This window comes from Burkholderia sp. Ac-20379 (genome assembly GCF_017104645.1).
Lineage (GTDB): Bacteria > Pseudomonadota > Gammaproteobacteria > Burkholderiales > Burkholderiaceae > Burkholderia.
The window spans coordinates 1-20,190 of the sequence record NZ_JAAGPF010000019.1 but is presented as its reverse complement, the minus strand read 5'-3'; the positions used below and the strand labels follow the sequence as shown (position 1 = coordinate 20,190).

14 protein-coding genes are annotated in these 20,190 nt (G+C 67.9%); 10 read left to right on the top strand and 4 right to left on the bottom strand.

Annotated features, from left to right (window positions below):
- Positions 1–458: 458 nt before the first annotated feature.
- On the bottom strand, positions 459–692 hold the full coding sequence (locus tag G3N92_RS04560) for a hypothetical protein (RefSeq protein WP_206126265.1): 234 nt from the start codon (positions 690–692) through the stop codon (positions 459–461).
- A gap of 57 nt (positions 693–749) precedes the next feature.
- On the opposite strand from G3N92_RS04560, the gene G3N92_RS04555 reads away from it, so the two are divergent.
- The 3 genes from G3N92_RS04555 to G3N92_RS04545 all read left to right on the top strand — a co-directional run bounded on the left by G3N92_RS04555 (position 750) and on the right by G3N92_RS04545 (position 3,597).
- The gene (locus G3N92_RS04555) at positions 750–1,718 is read left to right on the top strand and encodes a helix-turn-helix transcriptional regulator (protein WP_241014583.1); all 969 of its coding nucleotides are present in this window, start codon (positions 750–752) and stop codon (positions 1,716–1,718) included.
- 165 nt (positions 1,719–1,883) lie between these two features.
- Positions 1,884–2,606: a fumarylacetoacetate hydrolase family protein gene (locus G3N92_RS04550; RefSeq protein WP_206126264.1), complete on the top strand. Its 723-nt coding sequence runs from the start codon at positions 1,884–1,886 to the stop codon at positions 2,604–2,606.
- 121 nt (positions 2,607–2,727) lie between these two features.
- Positions 2,728–3,597: a CPBP family intramembrane glutamic endopeptidase gene (locus G3N92_RS04545; protein WP_206126263.1), complete on the top strand. Its 870-nt coding sequence runs from the start codon at positions 2,728–2,730 to the stop codon at positions 3,595–3,597.
- Here the strand turns inward: G3N92_RS04545 and G3N92_RS04540 are convergent, their stop codons facing one another.
- Positions 3,598–4,263, bottom strand: coding sequence for a MarC family protein (locus tag G3N92_RS04540; protein ID WP_206126262.1), 666 nt, complete (start codon positions 4,261–4,263; stop codon positions 3,598–3,600).
- Positions 4,264–4,486: 223 nt separating this feature from the next.
- On the opposite strand from G3N92_RS04540, the gene G3N92_RS04535 reads away from it, so the two are divergent.
- Complete coding sequence (locus G3N92_RS04535) at positions 4,487–5,575, top strand: ionic transporter y4hA (RefSeq protein WP_206126261.1); 1,089 nt, start codon at positions 4,487–4,489, stop codon at positions 5,573–5,575.
- A gap of 48 nt (positions 5,576–5,623) precedes the next feature.
- Here the strand turns inward: G3N92_RS04535 and G3N92_RS04530 are convergent, their stop codons facing one another.
- Positions 5,624–6,580 (bottom strand): LysR family transcriptional regulator, encoded by a 957-nt coding sequence (locus tag G3N92_RS04530; RefSeq protein ID WP_206126260.1) that lies wholly within the window; start codon positions 6,578–6,580, stop codon positions 5,624–5,626.
- Positions 6,581–6,973: 393 nt separating this feature from the next.
- Here G3N92_RS04530 and G3N92_RS04525 point away from each other — a divergent pair, with 393 nt between their 5' ends.
- From G3N92_RS04525 to G3N92_RS04505, 5 genes are all read left to right on the top strand, one after another.
- Positions 6,974–8,134: an HPP family protein gene (locus G3N92_RS04525; RefSeq protein ID WP_206126259.1), complete on the top strand. Its 1,161-nt coding sequence runs from the start codon at positions 6,974–6,976 to the stop codon at positions 8,132–8,134.
- A 119-nt stretch (positions 8,135–8,253) separates the two neighbouring features.
- Positions 8,254–8,667 (top strand): MarR family winged helix-turn-helix transcriptional regulator, encoded by a 414-nt coding sequence (locus G3N92_RS04520; protein WP_206126258.1) that lies wholly within the window; start codon positions 8,254–8,256, stop codon positions 8,665–8,667.
- Between the two features lie 25 nt (positions 8,668–8,692).
- On the top strand, positions 8,693–10,477 hold the full coding sequence (locus G3N92_RS04515) for a chloride channel protein (RefSeq protein WP_206126257.1): 1,785 nt from the start codon (positions 8,693–8,695) through the stop codon (positions 10,475–10,477).
- A gap of 511 nt (positions 10,478–10,988) precedes the next feature.
- Entirely contained in the window at positions 10,989–11,339 is a 351-nt protein-coding gene (locus tag G3N92_RS04510) for a hypothetical protein (RefSeq protein ID WP_206126256.1), read from the top strand.
- A 245-nt stretch (positions 11,340–11,584) separates the two neighbouring features.
- On the top strand, positions 11,585–12,886 hold the full coding sequence (locus G3N92_RS04505) for a UDP-N-acetylglucosamine 1-carboxyvinyltransferase (protein ID WP_206126255.1): 1,302 nt from the start codon (positions 11,585–11,587) through the stop codon (positions 12,884–12,886).
- Between the two features lie 169 nt (positions 12,887–13,055).
- Here the strand turns inward: G3N92_RS04505 and G3N92_RS04500 are convergent, their stop codons facing one another.
- On the bottom strand, positions 13,056–14,162 hold the full coding sequence (locus G3N92_RS04500; protein WP_206126254.1) for a porin: 1,107 nt from the start codon (positions 14,160–14,162) through the stop codon (positions 13,056–13,058).
- Positions 14,163–14,672: 510 nt separating this feature from the next.
- Here G3N92_RS04500 and G3N92_RS04495 point away from each other — a divergent pair.
- On the top strand, positions 14,673–20,190 hold a 5,518-nt coding region (locus G3N92_RS04495), incomplete at its 3' end, for an MG2 domain-containing protein (RefSeq protein WP_206126253.1).

The following is a 20,190-nucleotide window of genomic DNA, read 5'->3' as shown; positions in this document are numbered from 1 at the left end:
ACCGTCAAATAGTTGATTACCTGACATGACACACTCGATATATTGAAAAAATACCGACTGAATCAAAGAAGCGACGCGGCAATGCTTATATTGCATGCGCAACCGGAAAGCCAGGAAACCGCCACCACGGCTCCACGACGATAACGACTGGCGCCTTGCGTATCGGCCGCCGGCACTGAACCGCGAGCGAACTCGATACATAAGGCGCCTGTGGACAGGCAGCAGCATGCCGATGCCGCAACACCCCAAAGATATGTTGCGGCATGAATTGCCACTCAATCGGAAAAATCTCAAAACACGATATTTAAGATTATTCCCAATACAAACAAACTTACTTCACAGCACCGCACAACGATGCATTGAATCGCATGCAGTTTGAAACATATCGAATCAGAGTATAGGGATCCGCAAACATGCTGCCTATAAGACAAGGCTTAATTTTTAGAGATTGAATTGATTCAAGCCAACACAAATAACGTTTTTGACAACCAAATCAGATAAAAATCAATCTCTTCGTTGGACGAACGCCGGCGGTTGGAACGGTTGCGCCGAGCCGGCATATAAAATGGGGCGACATCGATGCAAATCGACGCGGCACGGGCCTCGGCAACCATCGGCCGCAGGGGCGAATCGCGCCGGCCGATCTCCTTTCCAGGCCGGCAACCGGGCGAAATCTCGATGATTTCGGTCAAAAGCCCGCATCCGCTGTACCATCCGGGCTCGATCCGCACGACCACGCTTCATCCGCCATGCCAGCCACTCCGCAGCCGCGCACCTACGCCATGCCCGAGCGCAGCGACCGCCTCGATTTCTATATCCGGGATCAGACCACGCGACAGGCGATTACCGAGCCGCACCGGCATGCGTATTTCCAGATCCAGTTCAACCTGGGCGGCGATACCGAGCAACGCATCGGCGGCGTCACGCGGCCGTTCCCGCGCGGCGCGCTCGCGTTCATCCTGCCGTTTCGCGAGCATCTGATCCCACATCCGCCTGGCGCGCATTTCATCGTCATCAACTTCTCGCAGCAGTTCCTGCGCACCGATCTCGACGTCGATCCGCTCGATCTCGACGACGTGCCGGTGCAGCGCGTGCCCGAGCTCGCGCCGTTCCGTTTCCAGGAGCGGCTCGACTACATCCTGACCGGCGACGCGTACGACGATGCGCGGCGCATCGCCCAGCGCATGCTCGACGCCAATCGCGAGCGCACGTTCGGCTCGGTCACGTTGCTGCGCGGCCATTTGCTGCAGTTGATCGGCCTGGTCAGCACCCAGTACGCGGGCGCGCTAGACCGGCTCGCGCACAGCCACGGCGCACAAAAGGCCGGCCGCCGCGACGCGCTTGCCCGCGTCATGCGCCACATTCGCACCAACCTGACGAGCGGCGAGCTGACGCTGACCAGCACGGCCGAGGCGGCGTTCCTGTCGCCGAACTATCTCGCGCATCTGTTGCGCAAGGAAACCGGCAATACGTTCACCGAACTCGTGACGGAGCGCCGAATCGCCTTGGCGCAGTCGCTGCTCGCCCACACCACCCGGCGCATCGCCGATATCGCGCACGAGGTCGGATTCCGCGACGAAGGCTACTTTTCGCGGCGGTTCCGGGCTTGCGTGGGCGTGTCCCCGAAGGAATACCGGGAAGCCAATGGCGACAAGGGCACACCGCTCCCCGCCGCCGCCGTCTTGCCCGAAACCGGCGACACGCCGAAGCCCGACTGAGCGACATCGGCCGGACGGCCAATTGGCAAGGGAGAGGCGGGCCAGCGTAATTTTGTCCAGAATGTCGACAACTACGTCGCATTGCGGCGCGGGCACGCTTGCTATCGTTGACCCATGCCGCTGTCACGCGGCGCCCCTTGACCCTTCACGCCAACGAGTTTCGCCATGACCGATCGCTCCGCAGATTTCGTCGTTCCGCTTCCGGCGCCCGCCAGCGTCGCCGTCGCCGGTTCCACCGCCCGCTTCCCGCTGCGCCGCGTGTTCTGCGTCGGCCGCAACTACGCCGAGCACGCCCGCGAGATGGGCGCCGACCCGACCCGCGAGCCGCCGTTCTTCTTCGCCAAGCCCGCCGACGCCGTGATCCCGGCCGAAGGCACGGTGCCGTATCCGACGCTGACTTCGGACCTGCACCACGAAATCGAACTCGTCATCGCGGTCGGCAAGGGCGGCAGCAATATCGCCGCGGCCGATGCGCTCGGCCATATCTGGGGTTATGGCGTCGGCGTCGATCTGACGCGCCGCGACCTGCAAGCCGAAGCCAAGAAGCTCGGCCGGCCGTGGGATTGGGCAAAGGGCTTCGACGCGTCCGGGCCGGTCTCGCCGCTGTACGCCGCCGCCGACATCGGTCACCCGCAAACCGGCCGCATCTGGCTGGCCGTGAACGGTGAAACGCGCCAGCAGGGCGATCTCGCCGACCTGATCTGGCCGATCGCCGACATCATTGCCTATGTGTCGCGGGCGATCGAACTGCAGCCGGGCGACTTGATCTTCACCGGCACGCCGGCCGGGGTGAGCGCGCTGCAGCCGGGCGACCGCGTGACGGGCGGCGTCGATGGCGTGGCCACGTTCGAATTCACGATCGGCGCGAAACCCCAGGCCGCAGCCTGACCAGGATGGCCGTCCCGGCTCCGCAGCCGGGACGGCCCTTACCGGGCCGAGCGCCCGGTTCGCGGCAGGAAACGCCGCTCACGCACTATGATGTGAGCCCGCGCGACTTCTCCCTTCAGAAATGTCCGATTTCCCGACGACGATACTGCTGCCCTGGGCGGCAATCTTCGCCGCCGCGCTGCTGGCGTGGTGCCCCCGGCTCAGGTCCGCGAGCCTGATTCTCGGTTTGCTCGGTTACGGCTCGGCGTTCGCGCTCGGCCTGCTCGCGCCGCTAGCGTTCGCGTCGCTGGCTGGGCTCGGCATCGCCGCCTACGCCATCGCAGCGGGACGCGCATGGCCGCTGCGAATCGCGGCCGGCGTTCTGTTTACCGTGCTGGGAGGCGCGCTGCTGCTGCATCTGGCGCCGGGCTTCCACAACCTGCGCGTACTGCACGGCGTGCGGATCACGCCCGACGCCGTGCCGTTCACGATGTATTTGAATGCCGACAAGGCGCTGATCGGCCTGTGGCTGCTGTGGGTGCTGCCGTCGGCCGTGCGGCCGGCACGCTGGGCCAAGGCCGCGCCGATTGGCGTCGCGGCCGCCGCCTGCGTGTTGCTGATCAGCCTGCCGATCGCCTTCGCCGCCGGCGCCGTGGGCTTCGCGCCGAAATGGCCCGCGTTCGGCTGGCTGTGGCTACTGAACAACCTGCTGATCGTGACGCTGGCCGAAGAGGCCTTCTTCCGGGGCTGGATCCAGCGCGGGCTCGGGATCGGCCTGGCCCGGGTGGGCGGCGGCCAATGGATCGCGGTGGCGATCGCGGCGTTGTTGTTCGGCGCCGCTCACGCCGCGGGCGGCGTCGTGCTGGTTGCCCTGGCGACGCTGGCCGGGATCGGCTACGGCCTCGCCTACCGGTTCGGCGGCCTGCGTGCGGCCTGGCTCGCGCACGCCAGCTTCGACGTGATCCATTTTGCGTTGTTCACCTATCCGCTGCGCGCGATGCACGGCGGATGATTACTTGATCTGATCGGCCAGCGGCTGCAGGAACGCCGAGAAGCCGGTCAGCATGATCTGCACGCCCACGCACAGCAGCAGGAACGCCGACACGCGCTGCGCGACCTTGGTGCCTTCGACGCCGAGGTAACGGGCCAGCACTTCGGCGCGGCTGTAGGTTTGCCAGATCACGAGCGCAACCAGCGCCGAAACCGCCACCGACACGATGCTCGACAGCAGGAACTCCGACAGCTTGTGGGTGCGGTTCGCATTCAGCGCAATGGCCGTGGCGATCGAACCGGGGCCGACCGTCAACGGGATCGTCAGCGGAAAGAAGGCGCGCGCCATCACGTTGCGCGGATCGATCGGCTTGACGGCGTCGCTGCTCGGCACGTCGGGCGCGTTCAGCATCTGCCAGCCCGACACGGCCACCGCGAAGCCGCCGCCGATCCGCAGCGCTTCCATCGAAATCCCGAAGAAATGCAGCACCGGCGTGCCGAGGAAAAACGCCACCAGCAGCACGATGAACGCGTTGATCGCGACCTTGCGCGCCAGCACGGCCCGTTGACGCTCGTTCAGCGAATCGGTGCGCTCGAGAAACAGGAAGGCGATACCGAAGGGATTGATGATGCCCATCAGGCCGGTGAAGCCGAACAGGATTTCAGAAATCAGACGGTCGATGATCATCGCGGAAAGAAGGCGGAGCGGGGTTCGAAATCGGGGCCGGCGCCATTGTAGTGCAGCGCTTCGCGCCTGAATCGCCCGGTTGAACGAAACCGGACGAAACATTTCGCCATCGCGTCGGAACGCGGTCAAGGCGGCCGTTCGGCCTATGCCGATCGCAGGGCCTGACCATGGCGGCCCGCCTGCTAGAATCGTCGTCGCCCTCACCCGGACCACAGGATTCCCGATGCCGCACTCCTCGAATGCCTTGCCTCGCTGGACCCTCTGGGCGCCGCTCGCCGCCTGGGTCGTCCTGGGTCTGTCGCGCGTGATCGCGGCCGACAGCGGATTCGCGCTCGTCTTCGTTGCGGCGGCGCTGGCCGGCGCCGTGTTCGCGGCCGTTCACCACGCCGAAGTGATCGCGCATCGCGTCGGCGAGCCGTTCGGCACGCTGGTGCTCGCGATCGCCGTCACGGTCATTGAAGTGGCGCTGATCGTCTCGGTGATGCTGTCGTCCGGCCCGGAGAAGGCCGGGCTCGCGCGCGACACGGTGTTCGCGGCGGTGATGATCGTCTGCAACGGGATCGTCGGGCTGTGCCTGCTGGTGGGCGGCTGGAAACACGGCGAGCAGGATTTCCAGGGGCGCGGCGCGAACAAGGCGCTGGCCGTGCTGGCCTCGCTGGCAGTGCTGTCGCTGGTCATGCCGAACTACCTGAGCGCCGCGCCCGGCCCGCAATTCTCCACCTCGCAACTGGCGTTCGCGGGCGTGTCGTCGCTGGTGCTGTACGGCGTGTTCGTGTTCGTGCAGACGGTGCGCCACCGCGATTACTTCCTGGTGCCCGACAGCGCCGACGAATCCGTCCACGCGGTGCCGCCGAGCGGCAAGGTGGCGCTGGTCAGCATGATCTTTCTGTTCGTCGCGCTGGTGGCGGTGGTGCTGCTGGCGAAGCTGCTGTCGCCGGCCGTCGAGCGCGGCGTGGCGCAACTGGGCGCGCCGGAAGCCGCAGTGGGGATCGTGATCGCCGCGCTGGTGCTGCTGCCCGAAGGCCTGGCCGCGGTGGGCGCGGCGCGCGCCAACCGCCTGCAGACCAGCCTCAATCTCGCGCTCGGCTCGGCGCTGGCCAGCATCGGGCTGACCATTCCGACGGTGGCGGCCGTGTTCGTCTGGACCGGCCAGCCGCTCACGCTCGGCGTGGGCTCGATGGAAACCGCGCTGCTGTCGCTGACGCTGCTGGTCAGCACGCTGACGCTCAGCACGGGGCGCACCACAGTGCTGCAGGGCGTGGTGCACTTGTCGCTGTTCGCCGCCTACCTGTTCCTATCGATCACGCACTGAACGCGCGCCTGGCCGGGCGGCGACGCGCGCCCGGCCGGCACCCGGCGCTCAAGCGCCAGCCGCCACCGGGCTGGCGAGCCGCTCCAGCTCGACAAGATCGTTGGCCAGCGCCGGCGTGAGCGTCGTCCGCAGGTGATCGAGAAACGTGCGCGTCTTCGCGTCGAGATAGCGGCGCGACGCATACACGGCAAACACATGGATCGTGTGCAGCCGGTAGTTCGGCAGCACACGCACGAGCCGCCCGGAGCGCAGGTCGTCGATCGCCGTGTAGAGCGCGATCGAGCCGATGCCGCGCCCCGAGCGCAGCGCCACGGCCAGCGCGTCGGGCACGTTCACCTGAAACGGCGAAGCCGGCAATTCGTAGCGCAATTCCTCGCCGTCGCTGCCTTCGAGGCGCCACTCGCCGCCCGGCGCCGACGGCGTGTCGAGCCGCAGGCAGACATGCTTGCGAAGATCCTCGGGCGTCTTCGGCGTGCCGTGGCTCGCCAGATAGTCGCGCGACGCCACCAGCACGCTGCAGCTTTCGCCGCAGGTCTGCGCGACATAGCCCGAATCGGGCAACTGCGCCGCCGTCACGATCGAGACGTCATAGCCTTCCTCGACGAGGTTCGGCATGCGCTGCGCGAGCGTCAGGTCGACCGACACCTCGGGGTTGTCTTCCTGATAGCGCACCACGGCCGGCACCACATGGCTCTGCCCCAGCCCCGTCATGGCATGGATGCGCATCCGCCCGCTCGGTTTGAGCAGTGCGTTGCGCGCCTCGGCGTTCGCATGATCGATTTCGGCGAGGATCGATTTCGCGCGTTCGAAGTAGCGCTGGCCGCTCTCGGTCATGCCGAGATGGCGCGTCGTGCGATGCAGCAGGCGCGTCTGAACGTGAGCCTCGAGATTCGAGACGGCGCGTGATACCTGCGCTGTCGTGGCGGCGATTTCCTTGGCAACGGCGGTGAAGCTGCCGGCCTCGACGACGCGCACGAACAGCCGCATGTTTTCGAGCATGTCCATGGGGATTCAGGGAGACGGTGGGTGGCGCAAGACCGCGACGGCGCAGGCCGCGCGGCCCGCTCGGCGAAGGCAGCCCGACCTCGGCCTTGGCAGCGGGCAGGAGGACGGTATCGCGAGCGGCATGTTATGGAATGGAATGTGAAACAAGCGGATTGGCGCGAATTGTACGCCTGCTCGCCGCACATCGCGCACCCGATTCATCACGAATTCACGTGGCTCGTCTAGCTGCGCACCTCGGCATCCATCGCGAAACCTTGCTCCACTCGCACAGTTATTGAACATTTTCGTTTCGAAACGGAGCAAAAACGCACCATGTCGGCACCGATGCACCATGATAAATATCATGTTGAGATATAATTCGCGCTCGTCCGACTGCCGCCAACCGCTTTCGCCATGCCATCCGTCACCCCGCATTCCCCCGCCTCGACCGCCTCGCGCCTGCGCGCCTGGCTGCTCGGTTTCGCTCCGGCGCCCGTGACGCTGAGCGCCCGCGAGCGGCTGCGCTCGTGCGTCGGCGCACTGGTCGGGATCGCCTGCGTGGGGCTCACGATGCGCATGCTGCCGGGCATTCCCGAGGCGATGCCGCTGCTGGTGGCGCCGATGGGCGCGTCGGCGGTGCTGCTGTTCGCGGTGCCCGCCAGCCCGCTCGCACAGCCTTGGTCGCTGCTGGGCGGCAACCTGGTGGCGGCCACCGTCGGCGTGGCCTGCGCACGCTGGATCGCCGATCCGGTGGGCGCGGCCGCGTTGGCGATCGCGCTGGCCATCGGCGCGATGCTGGCGTTGCGCTGCGTGCATCCGCCGTCGGGCGCGGTGGCGCTGACGGCCGTGGTCGGCGGGCCGGCCGTGCATGCGCTCGGCTTCGGTTTCGTGCTGGAGCCCATCGCCCTGCAATCGGCCGCGCTGCTGGTGGCCGCGCTCATCTATCACGCGCTGACCGGCCACCGCTACCCGCACCGCGCCGCCGCGCCGCGCGAGGCGCAACAACGGCCGGCGGGCGGCTTTTCGCGCGAGGATCTCGAAGCGGTGCTGAAGCGCCGCACCGAATGGCTCGACGTGTCGACCGACGATCTCGACGCCCTGCTGCGCGAAACCGAGCTGCACGCCTACGCGCGCACCTTCGGCGCACTGAGCTGCGCGGACATCGCCGCGCACCCCGAGGCCCGCCTGAACGCCGACACGCGCGTCGCCGCTGCGCTGGCCATGCTGGATCGCCTCGGCGCGAGCGCGCTGCCGGTGGTCGACGCCACGCAACGCCTGCTCGGCATCGTCACGCGCGACGCGCTCGCGCCGCTCGCTTCGGCGGCCTCGGCGGCTTCGGCCCATCCTGCCGTGATCGACGCGAAACGCGACCCGGCAATCGCCAGCCTGGTGATTGCCGACGTCCCGACCATCCTGTCGACCGAGCCGATCACGGATCTCGTACCGCGGTTCGCCGAAGCGGGCGAACCGGTGATCGTCGTGGTCGACGCGGCCGCACGGCCGGTCGGGCTGGTCACTCAGGCCGACCTGATTGCCGGACTGTACCGGCGCACGCAGGTATTGAAGGCCGCCTGACCGACAAGACCGAGAACCGCATGCGTCGATCCCTGCCCCTGGTCGCCAAACTTCGGCCATTTATATCATGTCGTGATATATTCATCGATTCCGCACGAACCCGGCTTCCAGGAATCACGATGAGCGACACGCCCCCCTTGCTGCAGAAACGCGATTTCGAGCAGCTTTCCGACTTCCGTTATCACATGCGGCGCTTCGAGCGCTTCTCGGAGCGCGCCGCCCAGACCGAAGGCGTGACGCCGCTCCAGTACCTGCTGTTGCTGCATATCAAGGGCTTCCCGGCCCGCGAATGGGCCACGATCGGGGAGCTGGCCGAGCGGCTGCAAGCCCAGCATCACGGCGTGGTCGCGCTGGTGACGCGCTGCGAGGCGCTCGGCCTCGTGCAGCGCCGCACCAGCGAAAGCGACCGGCGGCAGGTGGAAGTGCATCTGCTCGAAGCCGGCGAAACCGTGCTGACGCGGCTCGCCGCGCTGCATCGCGCCGAACTCAAATCCCTGCGCGGCGCCTTCCAGGTGCCGCAGATCGACTACTGATTTCCTTACTGTTCCGTCGCCCGCCATGCACGCCGCTCCACACCAGCGCGATTTCGCGCCCAATGTCCGCCTGCCCCGTATCGCCGTGCTCGCCGCCGTGATCGGCGTGACCAGCACGCTCGCCGCGGTCGTGCTGCTGAACCTGATCCACCTGTTCACGAACCTGTTCTTCTTCGGCCACTGGTCGTTCGCCGACCGCTCGCCGGCCGGCCATGCGCTCGGCGCGTGGGTGATCGGGGTGCCGGTGATCGGCGGGCTGATCGTGGGCCTGATCGCGCGCTACGGCTCGGAGAAGATTCGCGGCCACGGCATTCCGGAGGCGATCGAGGCGATCCTGTTCGGCAAGAGCCGGATGTCGCCGAAGGTGGCGGTGCTCAAGCCGCTGTCGTCGGGCATCGTGATCGGCAGCGGCGGCCCGTTCGGCGCGGAAGGCCCGATCATCATGACCGGTGGCGCGCTGGGCTCGCTGATCGCGCAGTGCTTCAAGGTGACGGCGGCCGAGCGCAAGACGCTGCTGGTGGCTGGCGCCGCGGCCGGCATGACGGCCGTGTTCGGCACGCCGGTGGCCGCCGTGCTGCTCGCCGTGGAATTGCTGCTGTTCGAATGGCGGCCGCGCAGTTTCCTGCCGGTCGCGCTGGCCTGCGCGGTGGCCGGTTTCGCGCGGGCGCTGTGCTTCGGCGCCGAGCCGCTGTTTCCGTTGACCACGGCGGCGCCGTCCACCTCGGCGCTCGGCATCTGCCTGATCGCCGGGCTGCTGTCGGGCGCGCTGGCCAGCGGGCTGTCGGCCGCGCTCTATCGCACCGAGGATGCGTTCGGCAAGCTGCCGCTGCACTGGATGTGGTGGCCCGCGCTCGGCGGCGTCGCGGTGGGCATCGGCGGCTGGCTCGAACCGCGCGCGTTCGGCGTGGGCTACGACGTGATCGGCGATCTGCTGCACGGCCATCTGGCCTTGCAGGTGGTGCTGGCGATCCTGGCCGTGAAGGCGCTGATCTGGGTGATCGCGCTCGGCTCCGGCACCTCGGGCGGCGTGCTCGCACCGCTGCTGATGCTCGGCGCGGGCCTCGGCACCGTGATCGGCGCGGTGCTGCCCGGCAACGATCCCGCGCTGTGGCCGCTGGTGTGCATGGCCGCCACGCTCGGCGCGACGCTCGGTGCGCCGCTCACGGCCGTGGTGTTCGCGTTCGGGCTCACGCACGACGCCAACGCGCTGCTGCCGCTGCTGGCCGCCACGCTGGTGGCGCACGGTTTCTCGGCGGTGGTGATGCGCCGCTCGATCATGACCGAGAAAATCGCGCGGCGCGGGTATCACATCTACCGCGAATACGGCGTCGATCCGCTCGAACGCCACCACGTCGCGGACGTCATGACGCGCGAGGCGATCGCGCTCGACGCGGCCATGACGATCGCCGCCGCGCGCCAAACCGGCTTCGCCGCCGACCAGCGCCATCGCGCCTACCCGGTGCTGCGCGACGGCGCGTTCGTGACGATGCTCGACCGCGCGACGCTGGAGCGGATCCACACCGCTTTCGGCCCCGACGCGACGCTCGGCGACGCGCTGCACGGCCAGTCGCGCGGCGCCTACGCGCTGGCCGACGAAACCTGCCGGCTGGTCGCCACCCGGCTGGCCGTGCACGAGTTGGAACGGCTGCCGGTGCTGACCGATCCGCACACACGGCAACTCGCCGGCATCGTGTCGCGCAGCGATCTGGTCAAGCCGGCGCTTCGCCATTTCGACGAGGAACACAAGCGCGAGCGCTTCCACGCGATGCGGCCAAGCCGCCCGGCGCGCAGGATGATCCGCGCGCGCTGAACTCCGGTTTTCGGCGCCTGAACGCGCCGAGAAAATAGGTGCCCGGCCCCGTATGACGATGTCACGATTGCCGCGATGTATTTATAAGTGCTTAACAGTCGTGGACGGCATTTTTTGCGATCATGCTTGCAAATGCGACGGGGCCACCGCTCAGCAAACACACTACGCCATCGGTCGAAGAACCGGGGCGTAGGCTGACGGCGGATTTCGCATCGTTTCCCTTCATCGCGTCTTTACCGCGTCTTTCCCGCTTGTCCCAGATCGTCCGCGCCGGCTCATCCTCGGCACGGCGCCATCGAAGCCCTCATCGCAAGACCAGCGATCACGGGGCCACCTCCCCCTCGAAACACTTGGATACGTCTCGTCACGTTTCGGCAGGCAACTTAACAAACTGTTGCGCACTTCCCGGAACGGATCGGCGAACATGTGATCTGACACTTTCGTAGTCACCACCGGCGCGCTGCCATCTAGAAGCGCCCGGTTTGTCTCAACGACCGAACAAGGAGATAACGTGAAGAAACTGCTGCCGCTTATCGCACTGACCGTCGCCGCTTCCGCTTTCGCGCAAACGCAACCCCAGTGGACGATCCAGAACGTCGGTCAAAGCCAGAAACCCGCCCAGCAGGTTTCCGCCTGTATCGCGAAGGCCTGGGCCGACAAGTCCCAGCAAACCGTGGTCTCGCAGAACGTGCTCGCGAATGGCCAGGCCATGGATGTCTACGTGCCGGGCCAGCAGCCGCCGAACGGCGCTGCGGCAATGGTCCGCCCGGCCCGCTCGGCCGGCGCCGCAACCTGGGTGGGCTTCCGCTCGGTGGGCGACGCCGCCAGCCCGGCCGCTGCCGACCTGAACGCCTGCCTGTAAGCCGGCGTTCCGAGCCAGGCGCCGCATCGTTCGCTCCACGCAAAGCCCGATCGGCGCCGAACCTCGCACCAACCTCGCTTCGGCGAGGTTGTTGTCTTTTTGGGGTGCGAATCGCCAATAACGTCGACGAAATCACCCCGTTTCGTCCCACATTCCCTCCAGACCGCCCGGTTGCTCGCGCCGCATGACGAAACGGTGGCATGATACGAGCCTTGCGCCATCTTTCATTCCAATCGCGCCGAAATATGTCGAATCTGATCGTTCACGGCGGCACTCCGCTACGCGGGGAAATCACGCCGTCCGCCAATAAAAACGCCGTTCTCCCGATTCTCTGCTCGACCCTGCTGACCGATCAGCCGCTGCGTCTCGTCGGCGTGCCCGACATCACCGACGTGCGCAAGATCCTCGACATCTTCCGCGCGCTCGGCAGCAGCGTATCGATGGATTTCGCGACCGGCGTGCTCGACCTGCACCACCGCGACACCAAGTTCGACCCGGCCGTGCACCGCCTGCCCGAGGAAATGCGTTCGTCGATCATGCTGGTGCCGCCGCTGCTCGCGCGCTTCGGCGTGGCGCGGCTCGAGAGCGACGTGAAGGGCTGCACGCTCGGCGTGCGCGAGATCGATCCGCACGTCGAGGTGTTCGAGCGCTTTGGCGCCACCATCGAACGCACCGCCGATTCGCTGATCGTGCGCGCGTCCGGCCCGCTGATCGCCAACGATCACTGGCTCGACTACGCGTCGGTCACCACCACCGAGAACTTCGTGCTGTGCGCCACGGCCGCGGCCGGCGTCTCGACGCTCGTCAACGCCGCCTCGGAACCGCACGTCCAGGAGTTCTGCCACTTCCTCGAATTGCTCGGCGTGCCGATCGAAGGCATCGGCACCTCGCACGTGCGCGTGCAGGGCGGCCGCAGGCTCGGCGGCGGCGAACACCGCTTCGCCGAGGATTTCCACGAAATCGCCACGTTCCTCGCGCTCGGCGCGATCACGGGCGGCGACATCGCGGTGCGCAACAGCGGCCCCGAGATGTTCCCGCTGATCGACCGCACGTTCGCCAAGCTCGGCGTGCAGGTCACGCACGAGAACGGCTGGTCGCGCGCCACGCGCGACGGCGTGATGCGCGTCAAGAAGCCGTTCACGCAGAACATCCTGACCAAGATCGAAGCCGCGCCGTGGCCGTATCTGCCGGTCGATCTGCTGCCGATCTTCATCGCGCTCGGCGTGAAGGCCGAAGGCAGCGTGATGTTCTGGAACAAGGTGTACGACGGCGCGATGGGCTGGACGGGCGAGCTGTCGAAGTTCGGCGCGCACGTGTTCCAGTCGGATCCGCACCGCCTGATCACGTTCGGCGGCCTGCCGCTGACGCCGGCGCGCGTCGAAAGCCCGTACATCATCCGCGTCGCGATCGCGCTGCTGATGGTGGCCGCGAGCATCGAGGGCCGCTCGGAGATCCTCAACGCGCAGCCGATCCGCCGCGCGCATCCGCACTTCGTCGAGAACCTGCGTTCGGTCGGCGCGAATGTGGAGTGGACCGCCGGCGACTGACGCCGCCGCAGGCGTCCCAAGCCCCCTCGGATCGCCCGGCGCACGGCCTCGCCGCCCCGCCGGGCGATCTGTCTTTCATGCCGCAATAGGCAAACGGGCCGCGATCGACGCGGCCCGTTTGCATGTCTTCCCGAGCGAACGGCCGGCCAGGCCCGGCCGCCGTGTTCCATCAGAAGTTGTGCATGATCCCGACGTAGGCGCCCGTCTGCGATTCGCCCGTCAGCGGGTTGGTCGAGGTGGAATCGCGCGTCGAGGCGATCAGGCCGAAGTTCGAATTCCCGCTGTTGCGCATGTAGGCCACCGTCCCGTACAGGAACGTGCGCTTCGACAGGTTGTAGGTGGTGCCGAGCACGTACATGATCGCGTGGCCCGACGGATCGTGCGTCGCGTCGCCGTTGCCGCTGCCCACGCGCACGTAATAGCCGCCGCCCGTCACCGCCCAGGCCGGCGTGGCCGAATAGGTCGCGCCGAGCCAGATGTGATCGGCGCGGTCGGCCAGGCCCTGCGGCGTGTCCGGCGCCGAGTAATGCGTGTAGGCGGCCTGGATCTTGAACTTCTGCACGTACACATTCGTCCCGACGAAATACTCGCGCGACGCCGTGAAGATGTTGTCCATCTTGCCGTTGTTGTTGCGCAATTCGTCGTAGATGCCGCGCACGTCGAACAGCGGCGAGTGATACGACAGCATGATGCCGTCCGAGCGGCCGAAATCGCCGGTCGGGCCGGTGTTGAACTTCGTCTGGTTGCCGAACGCGTATTGCCCCTGCACGTCGAAGCCGTTCCACACCGGGCTGTGATACTCGATGTTGTTGCTGGTCTGCTGCCAGTTGCGGCCGCGCACCAGCGATGCCGACGAAAACGCCTGCTGCACGAACGGGTCGAATTCCCACACGCCGTCGCTGTCGATGAACAGGTTGCGACCGGCCTGCAGCGTGCCCCACTCATTGTTCTTCAGGCCGACGTAGGCGCGCCGCGAGAACATCCGCCCGCCGCCCGTGGTGCCGTTCATCACCTGGAACGCCGTTTCGAGGTTGAAGATCGCCGCGGTGCCGCCGCCCAGATCTTCCGTGCCCTTCAGGCCGAACATGCTGGTGCCCCAGTCGCCGCCCTCGGCGCTCCAGCGCGTGCTGCTGCCCGTGCCCGACGGGTTCGCGATGTGATTCAGATACTCCACGCCGCCGTCGATGCGGCCGTAGAGCGTGACGCTCGACTGCGCGAACGCGGCAGCCGGCATGGCGACGACCAGCGCCGCGATGGAGGTCTTTCGAAGTGTCATATCCCCAGCCTGTTTGTCTCTCAGATTGATTGGCACGTCCGGCGGCCCGTGCGGCGCTGGTGACGCTTGCGACGCCAGGCACGGCCCGCCGGAACGTGTCCCGGGCGCACCTTGCCCGCCGCGGTTCGGTCGGGCAAGTGCGGTCTTGTTGTTGTCGACGACCGGTTCGATCCCAGCATCGCGCTGCCGCGAGGCGTCGCCCACGAGCGAACCGGCGGCCGCCGGTTCCGCATCCACGCGCCGGCTGGCCGGTTTTCAGCCCCCGCCGGACCGCGCGGACCGGAAATGTACGCGTTTGGACCGGGCAGGACAATCTCTTTATAGACGAAGGATTGTTACGCTCTACTGGATAAACCGTCCCGCCGGCCGGTTTGTCGGCACCGCGCCACAGCGTCTTTCGAGTGCGACGCAATCGTGCTAACGCGACGAAATTTGTAGCCTGACACCTGAAAGGGCTCGGTTAGAATCGCAGGCATTCCGAAAAAAATGCCTCCCGAGGGCGGGTCAGCGATGAAGCAGAACACATCCAAAAAAATCGTGTATTGGAGCGCCGCCGTGGCGCTCGCAGCGGGGCTCGGAGCCGGTTTCGGCTGGCCGGCCGACGCGGCGAAGATCGTCAGCGTTTCGCCGCAAGGCTCGACGCCTGACGTCAGCCAGGTCGTGATCAAGTTCGACGAGCCGATGGTGCCGCTCGGTTCGCCGTCCCGGACGGCGCCGGCGACGATCGTCTGCGACGATCCGGCCAGCGCCAAATACGACGCGGTGTGGAGCAACGAGCGCACGTGGGTCGCGATGTTCCAGCAGAACCTGCCCGCCTCGGTGCGCTGCACCGTGACGCTCGACGACAAGCTGCGCTCGGTGGCCGGCCATGACGTGACCGGCCCGCGCCGCTTCGCGTTCCAGACCAGCGGCCCGTATCCGGCCGAGATCCGCCCGAGCCGCACCGAGATCGAGGAAGGCCAGCAGTTCGTGCTGAAGCTGACCGGCCCGGCGACCGACGCCTCCGTGCGCGAGAACGTCTGGTGCGAAGCCACCGGCATCGGCAACCGCATCCCGATCAAGTTCACCGACGCCGACACGCGCGCGCAACTGCTCGACCACTTCCACTGGAAAAAAGACGCCGCTCGCGTGCTGACGCTCGGCTGCGCGCAAACCCTGCCGCCCGGCCAGCCCATGCAACTGGTGTTCGGCGCCGGCGTGAAAGGCCCGAACGGCGTGGCCGGCGGCGCTGAAAAACGCTTCGATTTCCGCGTGCGCGAGCCGTTCGCGGCCAACTTCAGTTGCGAGCGGGAAAACGCCAAGGCCGCCTGCACGCCGCTGCGCCCGGTGCGCATCGAGTTCAACGCGCCGATCACGCGCGCCAACGCCGAGAAGCTGCGCCTGCAAGGCCCCGACGGCGCGATCGCCCCGACCTTCAAGGCCGACGACAACGCCGGCGACACGCGCGCCGTGGAATTCGCCGCGCCGCTGCCCGACAACGCGAACCTCACGGTCACGCTGCCCGACGGCCTGACCGACGACAGCGGCCGCCGCCTCGCCAACGCCGATCTGTTCCCGCTCAAGACGCGCACCGCGGCCATGCCGCCGCTCGCGAAATTCTCGTCGTCGACGTTCGGCATCGTCGAGCGCTACGCCGAGCCCGATTCGCCGGCGCTGGTGCCCGTCACGCTGCGCAACGTGGAAGCCGACCTGAAGATCGCCGGCCTCAACGCCGGCCAGGCCGAGTTCGCGAATATCCGCGTGGAAGACGACAACGCGATCCGCGACTGGATGCGCACCGTCGATCAGCTCGATACGATCGGCATGTCGGTCGACAGCCTCGACAAGCTGCGCCCCGGCCTGTTCGAGCATGCCAAGCACCCGGTGTTCGTCCCGCCGGCCGAAGGCGAGAAGCCGCCGGTGGGCAAGCAGCGGATCGTCGACGTGCGCTCGCTGTCGCTGCTGGCCGGCGAGCCCAAGCTCCAGCGCCTGACGCTGCCGAAGGCCGATCCGGCCACGCTGCGCCCGTTCGAGGTGGTCGGCGTGCCGATCCCGAAGCCCGGCTTCTACGTGCTCGAACTGGCCTCGCCGGCGCTCGGCCGCTCGCTGATGGCCAAGCCGGGCGCGATGTACGTGCGCACCACCGTGCTCGTCACCAATCTCGGCGTGCACTTCAAGCGCGGCCGCGACAACAGCGTCGTGTGGGTCACCACGCTCGACAAGGGCAAGCCGGTGCCGAACGCCGAGATCCGCGTGTCGGACTGCAACGGCGAAGCGCTTGCCTCGGGCCGCACCGATAGCCAGGGCCTGCTCAAGATCGACGGCCCGCTGTCCGAACTGCATCAGTGCAACTACGAAAGCGGCTTCCGCAACACGTTCGTGTCGGCGCGCGTCAACGACCCCGTGACCGGCCCCGACATGGCGTTCGTCACCGACGACTGGAACCGCGGCATCGAATCGTGGCGCTTCGACGTGCCGACCGATCGCTCGGCGCGCCCGAACGTGGTCGCGCACACCGTGTTCGACCGGATGCTGGTGCGAGCCGGCGAAACGGTATCGATGAAGCATTACCTGCGCACCGAGACGCTCGATTCGCTCGGCTTCCCGAAGCGCTACCCGACCCGCGTGACGATCCGCCACGAAGGCAGCGGCGACACCTACGAGCAGCCGCTCGTCTGGGCCGCCGATCACACGGCCGATTCGAGCATCACGCTGCCGGCCGGCGCCAAGCTCGGCGAATACACCGTCTCGCTCGACTACGGCGGCGCCGATGCGGGCGGCCAGGCGGCTTCCGACAACGACGGCCAGGACGATGCGCACACCGCCTACGACGCCGGGTCGTTCCGCGTCGAGGCGTTCCGCCTGCCGGTGTTCAAGGGCACGGTGGCCGTGCGCGACGCCCGCACCAGCCCGTTGGTCGGCGCCAGCGAGGCGCCGGTGACGGTGCAGCTCGATTACGTATCGGGCGGCCCGGCCTCGAACCTGCCGGTGCGCGTGTCGGCGCTGGTGCGCCCCGCCACCCCGGCGTTCGCCGACCGTTACCCCGATTTCTCGTTCAGCCCGTATCGCCCCGAACAGCCCGGCTCGGACGCCGGCGCGAGCGACGAGGACGACGACGGCAGCGCCGCGAGCAGCGGCCCCGATCCCGACGCGCCGAAGCTGGTGGCCGACAAGCTGCCCGTCACGCTCGACCGCAACGGCGCGGGCGCGCTGACGCTGAAATCGCTGCCGAAGGTCGATTCGCCGAAGCGCCTGGCGCTCGAGGCGACGTTCGCCGATCCGAACGGCGAAATCCAGACGATCCGCAACGACACCACGCTGTGGCCCGCCGCGCTGGCGGCCGGCATCAAGGCCGGGCACTGGGTGGCCGTGGGCGATTCGGTGCCCGTCACCGCGCTGGCCGTCGACCTGGACGGCAAGCCGCACGCCGGCGCGGCCGTGGAAGTGCACGGCTATGCGCGCATCACGACCTCGTCGCGCAAGCGCATGGTCGGCGGCTTCTATTCCTACGACAACCGCAGCGAAACGCGCGACCTCGGCGCGCTGTGCAGCGGCAAGACCGACGACAAGGGCCGCTTCGCCTGCGACGCCAAGCTCAAGGACGCCGGCGAAGTGTCGCTGGTGGCCGTGGTCAAGGACGGTTCGGACCGCGCCGCCACCGGCAGCACCTCGGTGTGGGTGGTGCGCGAGGACGAACTCTGGTTCGGCGGCAACAACACCGACCGGATCGACCTGATCCCCGAAAAACCGTCGTACGAACCGGGCGAAACCGCGCGCTTCCAGGTGCGCATGCCGTTCCGCTTCGCCACGGCGCTGGTCGCCGTCGAGCGTTCGGGCGTGATGGAAACGCACGTCGTGCAACTGAACGGCCGCGATCCGACCGTCGAACTGAAGGTCGACAAGACCTGGGGGCCGAACGTCTACGTGTCGGTGCTGGCGCTGCGCGGCCGGCTGCGCGAGGTGCCCTGGTATTCGTTCTTCACGTGGGGCTGGAAGACGCCGGTGGACTGGGCGCATGCGTTCTGGAACGAGGGCCGCCATTACGTGCCGCCCACCCCGCTCGTCGATCTGTCGAAGCCGGCGTTCCGCTACGGGCTGGCCGAGATCAAGGTCGGCACCGCCTCGCATCAGCTCGGCGTGACCGTCACGCCCGACGCGGCCAGCTACCCGGTGCGCGGCACCGCACACGTCAAGGTGGCGGTGCGGCTGCCCGACGGCAAGCCCGCGCCGGCCGGCACGCAGATCACCGTGGCCGCCGTCGACGACGCGCTGCTCGAACTGATGCCGAACACCAGTTGGGATCTGCTCGGCGCGATGCTGCAACGGCGCGGCTACGGCGTCGAAACGGCCACCGCGCAGATGGAGATCGTCGGACGCCGCCACTTCGGCCGCAAGGCCGTGCCGGCCGGCGGCGGGGGCGGCGCCGCGCCCACCCGCGAACTGTTCGACACGCTGCTGTTGTGGAACCCGCGCGTGACGCTCGACGCGAATGGCGAGGCCAGACTCGACATCAAGCTCAACGATGCGCTGACGCGCTTCACGATCGTCGCCGTGGCGTCGGTCGGCGCCGACCGCTTCGGCACCGGCCGCGCGAGCGTGCGCAGCACCCAGGATCTGCAACTGATCTCGGGCCTGCCGCCGCTGGTGCGCGAAGGCGACGCGCTGGTCGCGCCGTTCACGCTGCGCAACACCACGTCGCGCGCGATGAAGGTGGTCGTCACGCCGAACGCGCCGGGGCTCGACCTGCCCGCGCAAACGGTGGAGCTGGCCGCCGGCGCCTCGCGCGAGGTGTCGTGGCGGGTGGCCGTGCCGGTGGGCGCGGGCGATGCGGGCGGTGCGCTGCCCTGGTCGATCGCCGCCGCCGAGCAAGGCGGCGCGCACGCGGCCGACGCGCTGAAGCTGACCCAGCGCGTGGTGCCCGCCGTGCCGGTCACGGTGCAGCAAGCCACGCTGACGCAGATCGACGGCAGCTTCTCGGTGCCGATCGCGGCCCCGGCCGACGCGGCCGCCGGCAGCAACGGCATCCCGCGCGGCGGCATTTCGGTGGCGCTGCAATCGAAGCTCGCCGACGGGCTGCCCGGCGTCACGCGCTGGTTCCAGCAGTATCCGTACCGCTGCCTCGAACAGCAGACCTCGCGCTCGCTCGGCCTGCACGATCCGGCGATGTGGCAGGCCGTGATCGCGCAGATGCACGCCTATCTCGACCGCGACGGCCTGGCGGGCTACTTCCCGCTGTCGGCCGAAAGCGGCGAGAACGGCAGCACCACGCTGACGGCCTACCTGCTGTCCGTCACCGACGAAGCGGCCAAGCTCGACCCGCGCTACGCGCTGCCCGAGGCGCTGCGCACGCAGCTCGAAGCCGGGCTGGCCAGCTATGTGGACGGCCGCATCACGCGCGACACCTGGGCGCCGCGCGAGGATCGAGACCTGCGCAAGCTCGCCGCGCTCGAGGCGCTGTCGCGCCACGGCGCCGCGCGCGCCAGCATGCTCGGCTCGATCGCGATCACGCCGGAACGCTGGCCGACCTCGGCGCTGCTCGACTACTACGCGATCCTGTCGCGCATGACGGACATCCCGCAGCGCGACGAGAAACGCGCGCAGGTCGAGCAACTGCTGCGGGCGCGCCTGTCGTATCAGGGCACGCAACTGGTGTTCTCGACCGCGCGCGACGACGATCTGTGGTGGCTGATGACCGGCAACGACAGCAATGCCGCGCGGCTCGCGCTCGCCTTCAATGGCAATCCGGCGTGGAAGGACGAGATGCCGCGCATCGTATCGGGCCTGCTCGCGCTGCAACACAACGGCGCCTGGCAGACCACCACCTCGAACCTGCTCGGCGAGCTGGCCGTCGAACGCTTCTCCAGGACGTACGAGAACACGCCGGTCACCGGCCAGACGCAGTTGCGGCTCGGCGATGCGGAGCGCCATATCGGCTGGGGCGGCGCAGCCGCCGCCGATGCGGGCGCGACTGCCGCTTCGGCGCCGGTGCAGGCTTCGGGGGCCAAGCTGGCCGCGCCGTCGAACGTGGCGCAGTCGTCCGCCGCCACGC